This is a genomic window from Nitrospirota bacterium, assembly GCA_040752355.1.
GTDB lineage: Bacteria > Nitrospirota > Thermodesulfovibrionia > Thermodesulfovibrionales > Dissulfurispiraceae > JBFMCP01.
Genome location: JBFMHE010000010.1, coordinates 54,920 through 67,349, shown reverse-complemented (window position 1 = coordinate 67,349; position 12,430 = coordinate 54,920). Strand labels below are relative to the sequence as shown.

The following is a 12,430-nucleotide window of genomic DNA, read 5'->3' as shown; positions in this document are numbered from 1 at the left end:
GCCCGGATTGGCCGTACCCCTCCGAACCGTATCTGCGAGAAGCTTCTAATTCGCCGCGAACGATGCCGTGATGGTATGGGCCGCCTTTACATTGCTGAAGGTATAGCTCGTAACCACACCGACCGATGTTCCATCGACCACCACATCAGCTATGTGATAGCCCGTCGCCGGGGTGATCGTAAAGGTCTGGTTCGCTCCATAGTTGACCGTCACCGTTCCGGGTGAGATGGTTCCGTTTGCACCCTGTGTCACCGTGATGGTATAGGTCTTGATTTTAAACTTGGCAGTGGCCCTTTTTGTTTTATCAACGAGGATAGTCCATTCCGCTGTCGAAGGGACTGCTCCCATAAAACTATAGGCAGCAATGGTCGTATCGATCGAGGCATCCCAGACACCGTTACCATTGCTGTCGAGGTACCACGCTCCGCTCCGGAACACGCCTATCTTTGACTTTCCATCTCCTGTCCAGTCGCCTGCGACCGGCACATCATTTGCCAGTCCGAAGGCGGCGATGGTTTTATCGATGCTGGCCTCCCATCTACCGTTGCCATTAAGGTCAAGATACCATGCTCCGTTCCGGAACACCCCTATTTCGGATGTTCCGTTGCCATCCCAGTCTCCGATAACTGGGGCATCCCCGGCCATGCCGAAGGCGGCAATGGTCTTGTCAAGGGCGGGCTCCCACAGTCCGTTACCGTTCATGTCCAAATACCAAGCCCCGTTACGGAATACCCCTATCTCAGTGGTTCCGTTACCGTCCCAGTCCCCTGCAAGCGGAATATCACCGGCAAGCCCGAACGAGGCAGTATATCCATCAAGGGCCGCCTCCCACCGGCCGTTACTGTTCATGTCCAGATACCAGGCTCCGTTCCGGAACACTCCTATCTCTGATTTACCATCGCCATTCCAGTCTCCGGCGATCTGGGCATCCGAGAGCACGCCAAAGGTGTAGCATCCTTCAGGAGGGCAGTCATCAAAAATACTGTTGTCGTTGAGGTCGGGATACCAGCGATCGCCATTGATAACTCCTACTCTTGAGATCCCTGTCCCATTCCAGTCTCCTACGAGTGGGGTATCTCCCACCCATCCCTCAAAAGTGGAGCCCGCATCAGGGGTTGCCGTCAGGGTTATTGAGGTGCCAAGGCTATAGTTTTCCGAGCAGTCGGTGCCGCAGGTGATCCCTGCCGGGCTGCTCGTCACCGTGCCGGTCCCGGTACCTGTCTTTGCTACACTCAAGGTATCTACTCCATACGTTGCAGTGATGGTATGAGATGCGGTCACGTTGGTGAAGGTGTAGCTTGTGACGGCCCCCACAGAGGCGCTGTCAACTCTAACATCGGTGATCCGATATCCGGACAGCGGGGCTATGGTGAAGGTCTGGTTGGCCCCGTGGTTGACCGATCCTGTACCGGGAGTAATGGTTCCCCCTGCCTGCTGCGTTACGGAGATCGTGTACGTCTTCAGTTTGAACTTGGCGGTGACGTACTTGTTGGTGTTCATGGTGATCGTCCAGGTATTGGTAGAGGGCACAGCTCCGGTGTAACTGAAGGTGGGAGAAATATCGACCACGGGATCAAAAACACCACTGGCGTCTAAATCTAAATACCAAAGACCGCTCGTCCTCAGTATACCGATTTCTGCTCTTCCATCGCCGTTCCAATCTCCCGCTACGGGGATATCGCCAGTCACGGTGCCGAATCTATAAACAGTCCCATCGCTGCTATCCCATTGTCCGCTTCCGTTGTAATCGCGATACCAGTAGCCGCCTAATCTGAAGACACCGATCTCGGTCTTTCCATCGCCGTTCCAGTCTCCCGTAACCGGGATATCTCCCGCAACTACCCCTAAAGAGCCGGTTTTGTCAACGCCCGCTTCCCACACCTTGTTGCCGTTGTAATCCAGCTTCCAAGAGCCGGCATTCCATGTCCCTATGTCGGTGACGCCATCGCCGTTCCAGTCGCCGGTGACCGGCGTATCACCTGCAGCTCCGAAAGTATAGCAGCCGTCGAGCGAACAGCTATCGAGCACCCTGTTGCCATTGAGGTCCAGATACCATGTTCCGCTCCTGAAGACACCGGCTTCAGTCCTGCCGTCCCCGTTCCAGTCTCCGGTGACGGGAACATCTCCGGCCTGCCCGAAGGTGAAGCAGCCTTCTGCAGGGCAGTCATCGAAGATATTGTTCTCGTTCAGGTCGAGAAACCAGCGGCTGCCATTCACTATCCCGATACGGTCTCTTCCCGTGCCGTTCCAGTCCCCCACTACGGGGATGTCGCTCATCCAGCTGTAAAAGACGGAGCTGTCGGCAGGGGTGGCAGTGAGGGTTACACTGGCACCGGGGCTGTAGCTCTCAGAGCAATCAATGCCGCAGTTGATACCTGCAGGACTACTCGTTATTGTTCCCGTCGCAGTCCCTATACCCTTGATATAGGTCCGCAGCTCAACCGTGTTGATGGCGAAAATTGCATTCACCGTACAGTCCGCAGTGATCGGCCCTGTAGTGTAGGTGCTGCCCGAGAGAGCGCCTCCGCAGCCGCTCACCGAGCCAACATAGTAGCCGGTATGCGGCGTTACAATGAACGACACGGTATTGCCGAAAGTTATTGTTTGCGCCACAGCCGGATTGATGCTGCCTCCTGTGCCTGCGCTTGGAGTCACCACATACGTATTAGGGGCAAACAATGCAGATATAGTATGGTCAGCAGTAACGTTGGTGAATGCATAGCTGCCGACTGCTCCTGCAGATGCTCCATCCACCACTACATCAGCTATGTGATAGCCGGCGTTGGGAGTGATGGAGAAAGTCTGGTTGGAGCCGGAGCTTACCACGACATTACCGGCAGGGGTAATACTTCCGTTAACCCCGGCGCCTGCTGCAATAGTGAAGGAATCAGCGTCAAATCGCGCCTCGATAGTATGGAGCGCCGTCACATTGCTGAAGGTATAGCTGGAAACCGCACCTTTGGAAACACCATCAACCAGCACATCAGCTATGTGGTAACCGGCATTAGGGGTTATAGCAAAAGTCTTGCTTTTCCCGAAATCAACCCTGACATCGCCTGAAGGAGCAATGCTCCCGTTGAGCTTGGCCGTCGCGGTAATAATCGGGCTGCCGGTTCCTGCTTCCACGCGGATGACACGATTGACATGGTCGTAGGTATAGGTCGTAGTCTCGGCAAAGGAGAAAATAGGGCAAGCTAATACTAATGCAATGATTTGCCAAAGCAGCAGCTTTCTATACATATGTCCTCTTTTCATTTTCCCCCTCTTTTCTCCATCGTTTGAGCGAATATCTCGTACACACCTTCGACGATATCATGCGAGATTTGGCCCCGCAGGGCCGGCGGGAAATCCGGGATCAGATTATCTTTTGAAGCGTTCTTTGCATAATGACCGAGGAGCATCCGGCTCCAGTGAGATAAAGCATATTCGACCATCTCGCGAAGGACATCTTTCTCCCTCCCCGGCAGGATAGTCATTCCATCCCTTTTCCAGCTGAACGCATATGAAGATTTCGTGGTTTTATCCGTACCGGCAAAATCGGCACTGAACTCCATGACTGCTTTGAGACCGGGGGACAGTCCCGGCACAAGATAGTGCTGGAAACGAATCAGCTTGAGGTGCAATGTTTGTCCTGAGGCGGCAGCACCGGCAGGAGATAGTGCTTTTGATGCTTGATCGAATACCTCTCCGGCTGCAAACTTTCCTCGCATAGCACCGACCGCTCCCGGAGTTGCGGCAGCGGCCCCGCCTCCCATGCCGAAGAGGAGAAAAGATAAAGAAGGGTCGCTCATGATTGCGCCTGTCTCGATAGAACGTGAGGTATCACCAACAACAACCTTGAAAGGCAATGCTTGCACAGGGTTCTCTTTGAATAGCAGGTGACGGTTCACCCCGGAACCGGTGGCGCATCCGGCAGCGAGGATATTGAGAATCAATACGAACCAGAAACTGGTAATCCCTCGTTCCGGTACACAGCTCTGTGTCGCTCCTTTACGCGCTATCATGTCACTCCACCTCTTTGCGCCTTTGTATCTTGCTCATAAATGGAACCGTCCCGGATACTTCTAAATGGAACCGTCCCGGATACTTCCGTTCTGTTGCTACCCATACAGCTACGTTCTAATCGCCGTCTATTACTACTTGATAGTATGTTGTCTCTTGTAAAAGCCTATTTGACTCTCCACTAAACAAACTTCTTTTTCTGACACGCTGTGTATCAAATTCAATTTTCATAATGTAGCTTTCCGATGCATCACCGCCAGTCAGCGTAAGGAGCAATCTTTTTTTCTCTTCATTAATTGTTGCACTGTTCAAGTCAGCTAAATCACAAAACACAGATCGAGGAATCCTAATTGGACTACCGCTCACTGTAATGTCGATGCTGTCGACAAGACTGCAAGGGTATCTGCTATAAGTGCAACTTGAATTTACTCTGACCGGTCTTTTATCAGACGGCTTTCCAATTTGTACAATATGAGTTTCAATCGTCACTTTTACATTATGTTTGTGCAACCTACCCTCAATAATTGTTTGTCCGTTGGGTGCTATCGGCATCCGCTGCAGCGTATTCCCATACCCTTCTGCAATAAGCAGCATAGCTGAGAACCAAACGATCAGCTCAAACACTCTCTTCATTGTGTCACCCGCAAAGCATTATCACCGCTACCGCCAATAATGTCTCTCATATCCCGTCGTAAAATAATACAACCGCGCGAGGAATCCATTGTTTGCATATTGCCCCCATGAATGAGGAATCCTCCACGTCCATACATTTCATTCTCAGGAGATGGCGTCAATCTCATTGATCCACGTAATACTGTACCGCTGCCTGTGACATTTGTTTGCTCAGGACCTATCGTATAGTCGCCTTCTGGTGGTGGACCGATATTTGGTATATCCTGCATATCAGGGTTATTCAATCCCTCCCCATGACCTGCATAGCCTCGTCCTTGGATATATGGTAGTTCCGTTGTATCGTCAACATAGTATATATCGCCTGTTGACTGAGAATATTCCCATCTCGCAATGAGTATTTGATCATTACTGTTTGTACTGTTGTTTACATTGGGGCTTATGTTTGCAGATGGAGTCGTTGGGAACCAGCTAGACCACTTAGTATTAATGTAGCTCCCCGCCGCATATCCCGCCATTCCTCCCATCACTCCTCCGGCATAATACGCCACCCCATTCCATCCGCCTCTAGCATACGCATACCCGCCCCCACCGGCTATCATGGCACCAACGCCTACCATCCCGAAGGCATCATATACTGCATAGCCAGCCCCTCCGAATACCATGCCCCCTATCGCTCCGAATATGATATTCTCCGTTTTCCCGGTCATTGCTCCGCCCACTGCCCCGGCTACCATACCGCCTACTACAGGGCCAGCAAAAGCGGTAACCACACCGCCAATAAACGCGCTGACAACTGCTTTCAGAAAACTTCCGAATTTGAAATGCCCCGTAGGATCAGTATATCTGAGCGGATTATTGCCCGCAACAATCCCGTAAGACTTCCCCCTCTACAGGCGCAAATCAAGCAACCACGCGCTTTTGCGGGCACTCCGTCGTCTGCAGGGCGTCCTGCGTTTTAAGTCGATTTTTGAAAGATCATAGGTGTAGCAGACACCCAAAACAGTCAAGCTCTCTATGTGTAAAGACAGTTGTAGCGTGGTGTTGAAAGGAATGCTGATATGCAAGGCATGTCATAATGGCCGTCCCCCCAGTGAACGATCATAGGTGTAGTAAAGCCCTATTATTAAAGCACTGACTACGATCTATGTCAACATATTTTCTTTTTAACTGCCTCTGCCGGGAGCCCATGAGAGGGCGGACAGGGCTGCAAGCGGGCCGGGAGTCTGCCGACCGAAGAGAGGCAGTCTCATGGGCCGCCTCTTGTGTGGGCGGGCGGGTGATTGAGCGCAGGAGGGTGCTGTGCATCCTGAGCGAAGGCGAAGGATCAGTGCACGGCGCATGACTGAGCGGGACATGGGCTTGGTGCTGAAGCGAGAGCGGAAGCACGAAGCCCCATTCCGCAGCTATCCCTGGGGGAGCCCCTTGGGGGCGGACGGGAGCGGAGAGCGGCAGTTTCTGCAAGCACTGTGCCCCTGCCAAGGGTGTGGGGAGGGTCGGCCCCACACGGCGACCCCTCCCCCCTAAGGCGCTATGGATCAATGCGCCGAGAGAGCCCTCCCCCTTTGGGAGTTCCTTAGAGGGAGGGGGGTGCCAGGGAGGGGGTTTCCAAAGGGGGAGGGCTCGGCGGGGGGAGGCGCCGGCACTCTGCTTGCTCTCCCTCTGCCGCTCGTAGCGGGGTTGGGCGGGGGATCTCCATCAATCAAGGGCTGCGAGCGCAGGGAGCGAAGGACACGAAGGGGCCGGAGCCCGAGCACGCAGACCCCTTCCGCTATTCTTTGTCCTTCTCTCTTGGATGGCATTTTGAATGCACTTCCTTCAAGTCGGTGATGCTTACGCTTGCATAGACCTGGGTTGAATCCAGTGAGGCATGGCCGAGCAGTTCCTGTATGTGCCGGATGTTGGCTTTGTTTCTGAGCATGAGGGTTGCGCAGGTGTGGCGGAAGGTGTGCGGAGAGATGTTCTTTTTGATCCTGGCTTTCTTTGCGTACTCTTTGACGATCTCCCACACGACGTTCTTGGAAAGTCTTCTCCCTCTCATCGATATAAAGAGATGTTTTTCACGCGGGTTCCTGACGAGGACCGGGCGTACCGCTTTGATGTAGTTTTCAAGATAACGGCAGGCGATCCTGCCGATCGGTACTACTCTGTCTTTTCTTCCTTTGCCGCTGTTGATTCTGATGTAGCCTTCGTTGTAATCGACATCCTCGACGAGGAGGCTGTTGATCTCTTCTTTTCGTATTCCCGTTGAGTAGAGGACTTCAAGGATGGTCCTGTCTCTGTAGCCCAGGATCGTGCTGGTGTCGGGAGCCTGCAGGAGTTTCCTCATCTCCGATTGTGTGAGGATGGAGCGCGGCAGTCTCTTGGGGGTCTTTGCATAGAGGATATCTTTTGCGGGATCTCCGATTATGTAGTTACTGCCCTGGAGGAAGCGGAAGAAGGCTTTGACGACTTTCAGGGCATTGTTCTGTGCGCGGACGCTGTTGGGCTCGCCTTTGAAGTTGATCTCTTCATAGAGGTGCACCTGGTAGTCCCTGATGGTGTCTCTGGTGACTGCGGTGATCTCACTGATGCCGGTTTCTCTCAGATACCGGAGGAAGCGGTTAAGATAGAAGAGATGGCTTTTGATGGTGGTAGGGGCAAAGTTAAGGAGACGCAGGTGCTCGCTGTATTTGGCTTTGTAGGCTTCGGCGTCAGTCACGGCGGAAGTGTTTGACAGCAGGCGGCTTTAGTTCTTCTTTGGCCGCTTTGTCTTTTTCCCTGGGGTGGTGTTTGCTGTGGGTCTTCTTGACTTCAACGCCGGCAACCTTTGTGTAGAGGTGCGTTACCCGCAGGTCCTTATGGCCGAGCATCTTTTGCACTGCCGTTATGTCGGCGCCGTTTCTCACCAGTTGTGTTGCGAAAGTATGCCTGAAGACGTGGGGGGTGACGTGCTTCTTTACTCCAGCCTCCTTTGTATATTTTCTGATCATGATCTGCACTGCCATCGCGGAGAGGGGCTCTCCCAGGTAGTTCACAAAGAGAGTGCGCACAGCCTTGTTGTTCCTCGTGAGGCGCGGCCTCACGCGGGTGATGTATTCTTTGAGGAAGCGGATTGCGTATCTTCCCAGGGGCACTACTCTGTCCTTTGAGAACTTGCCTTTGACTCTCAGAAGTCCGCCCTGGAGATCGCAGTCGTAGATGGTGAGGCCCAGCAGCTCGGCAAGCCTCACGCCGGTGGAGTAGAGGACCTCCATGATGGTCCTGTCACGGATGCCGAACAGGGTGGAGAGGTTCGGAGCATCGAGGAGCTTCCGGGCTTCCTCTTCGGTAAGGACTGCCCTCGGCAGCCGGGTTTCTTTCTTCGGCTCTTTGATGTGCTCTGCGGGGTTCAGGAGGATCTGATTGCTCTGCTCCAGGTATTCAAAGAAGCGCTTTACAGCTCTTACCTTTACCGAGATGGTTGCTATGGTATAGCTGCTACAGCGCGGTCCTCCGTGTTCAGTGATCCTAAGCTGATAGGCTTTGAGCATATCCCTCGTCACCCGTTTGATGTCGGTGACGCCCGCCTCTTTCAGATATGCAAAGAAGCCCTGCAGGTGCTGGCAGTAGGCGGTGATGCTCTTCAGAGAGTAGTTCCTCACCTTAAGATGCTCGGTGAATCCGAACAGAAGATCATTCATGGTCTTCATCGGGTACACCTATGAACAAGCGGTTTCAATGGTGTTTCTTCTATATATGCTTTTCCCCAAAACCCTCCAAGTTGATAGGATTATGGCTGTAGATTGGCTCTGCACAAGGGTTTGCGCCGATTTACCCTTACCCTCCAGGTGCCCTACTACCGCCCTCCAAGTACCCTCCAAGTAGGCTTTGTTGCCCTCCAAGTTCACGCCTTTGCCCTCCTGGTTCGTGACTGATCGCTGAGAGCTGAGAGCTGAGGGCTGATCGCTGATCTTCTTCTTTAACTGCTCGATGGTAGTCAGTCCCATGAGGAAGTGACGGCCGTCTTCTCCTCCACCTCCGTACAGGAGCTCGTAGACATACTCTTTGCCTTTCTTGCCGCTCAGGGAGTAGAGGTACTCCAGGTCCTCAAGCTGCCTGATGTGGCATTTGATCTGAAAGTCGCTCCACCTGGACCACTCCCGTATGTCCTTCCTGCTGAAACGATACTCTTTAGGATCGATCTTTAGTTCCTTGCATCTGCTCTGCACCATCTCGCGGATCATCTTAAGCAGCAGCCGGGAGGGAGGGGACAGCTCATCAAGCGTTCTGCCCAGGACTTCGCCGGCAAGGCGGTTCGCTTTGTCGATGTCCTCAAGGGTGACTTCGATGTACTGAAGCACGTCGCCGTTATAGGCAACGCTCTTTATTTCTCTTTGGTACTGATGAATGAAGGCGATTGCTTTGATCAGGCCAAGGTACTTCTTGTGGTCACGGCGTGCACGTAATGATTCCGAAGGGAAGGTGAGATGCTCGGCGTAAGGGTTGATGACGTGGAGCGGTCGCAATAGGCGCTGTGCGTTATGGTGGCGTTTAATGATCCGCTCTACTTCTGCCTTCCTTATCAAACCCTCAAGGGTGTCCTGTTCTCTCTGCTTCTTGAGTATCCGCTCGGTCATCTCTTTTGATTCGTCAATGGTCAAGGTGATGAACCGGTTAGAGGTCTCGTAATCAAGCTCTACCTCTGTGGTGGTGATCATGAGGGCAACCGGTCCTTTGACTCTGTATTCTTCGGTTCTGAGCTTGCCGGTTACGGGGTCTTTGCCGGTGGCCGCTATGGAGAGGTATTTGGATGATTGGATGTTGCGGATGCTGTAGGAGGCGTCCCTGGCTCCGTGCTCTTCTTCGATAGCAAGGAGCTTGTGCACAAGGCTGTCTTCTTCTTTGTAGAAGAGGGCCTGGCCGGTGAGGCGGGTGTATTTGATGCAGTCCTCGGTGGGCATGAGCATGATGATGGCGTCCTGCAGGGTGCTCTTGCCGGCAGCGCTTCTTGACTGGATGAGTATGGAGAGCGGCTCATCGAGCTTTCTGCTCGTTGCGGCGATATAGCCCATGAGCTTGTTGCCGTCCTCTCCGGTGAGGCCTATGACTTCAAAGTCCTCAAGGATGCTCTTAAAGAGAGATGAACTTTTCAGGAACTCCAATGCTTCTTCTTCCTCGGTCCTGGTCATTCGCTGCGCCGGCGGTGTCTCTGTGCTTTCGGATTTCCAGGACTCGCAGAGGTCGATGAGCCTGGTGATGTCCTCGGTGATGATGTCGTCTCCTTCCGAAAAGAGCACGGCGCATGCCTTTGCAAAGAAGAGACGGCTTCGGTTTGAGTAGAGGTCTACGGTGTCCAAATGAAAGCGCTGTTTCTCTGCGCTCTGCTTGACTGCTTTGATGGTTGCTTTGAGCTTCACGCCGTCTCTGATGATGCTCCGCACTTCGTAACGCCTGCTCTCGTATTGCACGATGAAGCCGGTGTCGGTCTTCTCGTAAGCTTTCTGCTCGTGCTTGACGATCTTGTCGGATCGTACTGCAGCGCGGGGGTTGGCTTCCTTTAACAGGCGCTCAAAGGCTGCTGCTGCATCGGCGGTTAAGGAGAAGAAGGAGTTTACGTCTACCTTTGACGCCGGGGACAGTCCCGATTCTACGGCTTCCGCCCGTAAATCCGGGACAGTCCCCTCCGCGGTTGTCTCGATCTCCGGAAGTTGCACGATGTAGGCGTCGATGCCTTTTTCTTTTAACTGCTCTTTGATCCGCTCTGCGCCGCTTGTGCCGGCGTCGTCTCGGTCGAAGCAGATGTAGACCTCCTTGGTCTGATGCCTCGCAAAGAGAGCCATGTGGTCCTCGGTGAGGCCGTTGACGCCATAGCAGGGGATCACGTCCCTGAATCCGGCGTTGTATAAGGTCAGAGCGTCGATGATTGATTCGGTGAGGATGATTGACTTCGATCTCTTTACGGCCTGGTGGTTGAAGACTCCTTTTCTTGGACCCGGTAAGTACAGGTGTTCGGGCTCTCCTTTGTCGATCCTCCTCCCGTAGAGCCCTACGCAATCCTTGTTCTCATCGAAGACAGGGAAGACGGCGCAGCCGTAGAACATCTCTTTGCCTTTTGCATTCAGCAGGCCCATCTCTTTGAGGGCCGCGCGTATATCGCCTTCGTCGGGGATCGTGTTCAATAGTGTTCCGTTGCTGTAGCCGATCTGAAAGTCGGCGTAGATGCTGTTATCAGTGATGCCACGCCCTTTGAGATATTCCATTGCCCTCTGATCCTCACAGAAGCTCTTATGATAGAAAGAGACGACACGATTTAACAGACGAGAACGATTGATGGAAGGAGAAGGAGCAGTTAAGGAAGAAGGCGCGGCTTGCTTCGATTTCGGTTTGCTCTTCGCTCCATTGCTGCCGTTTCCGGAGAGCTTATGCACTGCGGCCCTGAAGCCGATGCCCTCTTTCTTACTGATGAAGGCTATCACATCGCCGCCAGCGTTACAGCCGAAGCAATGATAGAGGTTGGTACGGGGATTGACGGTGAAGGATGGTTTCTTTTCTTTATGGAAGGGACAGAGGCCCACGTAGTTGGTCCCCTTCCTGGTGAGCTTGACGCCGTGGGACTCGATGACCGCTTTAAGGTCGTGATCTCTCTTGATCGCCTCGATCTCCGCCTTCGATATCCTCAAGTGCCGCCCCTCCTTCCCTGAAAACCCTGTCAAGAGGAAAATGTTGCAAAACCCCGATATTTAGGGTAATATCTTATATGAACTCTAAAGTATCATATATGATTTTCATTGTCAAGGTTTATCTGTGATGAAGCGCTCTCATAATAACGGTGCCCCGAAACTCCCGTGCTATAATCCGATCAAAACAGAATTGGAGGTCCACACTATGCCGTTTGCAGAGACGCTTTCAAAGCTGAGGAAGGCCAAAGGGCTTACACAGGAAGACCTGGCGAAAAAGATCGGCGTGGGGATCGCTCAGATGAGACGCTATGAAAAGGGCGCTTCTTCTCCTACCCTGGAGGTCATCAAGGGTATGGCTAAGACGCTCGGGGTCTCGGCCGATGAGTTGATCTTCGGCGAAAACGAAGGGGTGGCCCCTTCGAGGATTCTCGATAAAAAACTGCTTGAGCAGTTCGAGACGATTGCACGCCTGAACCCCCATGATAAAGAGGCGCTCATGACCGTTATCGAAAGCGTGATTATAAAGAACAAGCTCCAGGAGGTGCTGCCGCCGATGTCGGATACGGTATGGACAAAGGAGATGCGCAAGGTGGTCGCTGAGTTCAGGAAAGGCGCTGAGGGATACTCTACCGAGGAGATCGAAAGCATTGTCGATGAGGCGGTCGCTGCAGTGAGGGCGGAAGAAAAAGAAAAGCGCAAACGAGCGAAAGTTGGAGCGTAAGCTTAGGGCTGTCGTCGATACCAATCTGTTTGTCAGCGGGCTCTTTGCAAAGGACTCCCCGGCGACTGAGCTCCAGGAGCTCTGGATCACCCGGAGGTTCGAGCTTGTGACCTCCCTTGAGATTTTGAGAGAGGTGAGCCGGGTGCTGAAGTACCCACGGATCAGGGAGCGCCTTCAGCTCAAGGATGAGGCGATCAAGCGGTTCTTCAGGCTTATCTTCAGAAAGGCGCTCATCACCAAGGATATCTACTCAACCGACAGGCTTGCCTCAGACCCCTCCGATAACATGTTCCTGGCCTGCGCCCTGGAGGCAAAGGCCGACTTCATCGTCTCTGGGGATAAGCACCTCAGAAACCTCAAGCACTTCCACGGCATCAAGATCGTCGATGTCACATCGTTTGTGCAGAAGGTCAGGAAGGGGTAGGCTTTAATGGGT

At 53.2% G+C, this 12,430-nt stretch carries 9 protein-coding genes and 1 pseudogene; 2 read left to right on the top strand and 8 right to left on the bottom strand.

Features of this window, described 5'->3' with window-relative positions; genetic code table 11:
• Window positions 1–45 precede the first annotated feature (45 nt).
• From AB1805_08875 to AB1805_08840, 8 genes and pseudogenes are all read right to left on the bottom strand, one after another.
• Window positions 46–2,613, bottom strand: coding sequence for a hypothetical protein (locus AB1805_08875; GenBank protein MEW5745529.1), 2,568 nt, complete (start codon window positions 2,611–2,613; stop codon window positions 46–48).
• Window positions 2,614–2,724: 111 nt separating this feature from the next.
• Window positions 2,725–3,240 (bottom strand): annotated as a pseudogene (locus AB1805_08870) (hypothetical protein).
• A gap of 11 nt (window positions 3,241–3,251) precedes the next feature.
• Window positions 3,252–4,004, bottom strand: a complete 753-nt coding sequence (locus tag AB1805_08865) for a hypothetical protein (protein MEW5745528.1) — start codon at window positions 4,002–4,004, stop codon at window positions 3,252–3,254.
• A 115-nt stretch (window positions 4,005–4,119) separates the two neighbouring features.
• Complete coding sequence (locus AB1805_08860; GenBank protein MEW5745527.1) at window positions 4,120–4,635, bottom strand: hypothetical protein; 516 nt, start codon at window positions 4,633–4,635, stop codon at window positions 4,120–4,122.
• Window positions 4,632–5,369 carry a tlde1 domain-containing protein gene (locus AB1805_08855; GenBank protein ID MEW5745526.1) on the bottom strand — a complete coding sequence of 246 codons (738 nt, stop codon included), beginning with the start codon at window positions 5,367–5,369 and terminating at the stop codon, window positions 4,632–4,634. The genes AB1805_08860 and AB1805_08855 overlap by 4 nt, the downstream gene beginning before the upstream one ends.
• 1,034 nt (window positions 5,370–6,403) lie before the next feature.
• Complete coding sequence (locus AB1805_08850) at window positions 6,404–7,333, bottom strand: tyrosine-type recombinase/integrase (GenBank protein MEW5745525.1); 930 nt, start codon at window positions 7,331–7,333, stop codon at window positions 6,404–6,406.
• Window positions 7,326–8,294 (bottom strand): tyrosine-type recombinase/integrase, encoded by a 969-nt coding sequence (locus tag AB1805_08845; protein MEW5745524.1) that lies wholly within the window; start codon window positions 8,292–8,294, stop codon window positions 7,326–7,328. Before AB1805_08845 ends, AB1805_08850 begins: the two co-directional genes overlap by 8 nt.
• A gap of 18 nt (window positions 8,295–8,312) precedes the next feature.
• The gene (locus AB1805_08840) at window positions 8,313–11,273 is read right to left on the bottom strand and encodes a CHC2 zinc finger domain-containing protein (GenBank protein MEW5745523.1); all 2,961 of its coding nucleotides are present in this window, start codon (window positions 11,271–11,273) and stop codon (window positions 8,313–8,315) included.
• A 205-nt stretch (window positions 11,274–11,478) separates the two neighbouring features.
• Between AB1805_08840 and AB1805_08835 the strand changes: the two genes are divergently transcribed.
• Entirely contained in the window at window positions 11,479–11,994 is a 516-nt protein-coding gene (locus tag AB1805_08835) for a helix-turn-helix transcriptional regulator (GenBank protein MEW5745522.1), read from the top strand.
• Window positions 11,984–12,418, top strand: coding sequence for a putative toxin-antitoxin system toxin component, PIN family (locus AB1805_08830; GenBank protein MEW5745521.1), 435 nt, complete (start codon window positions 11,984–11,986; stop codon window positions 12,416–12,418). Before AB1805_08835 ends, AB1805_08830 begins: the two co-directional genes overlap by 11 nt.
• Window positions 12,419–12,430 lie beyond the last annotated feature (12 nt).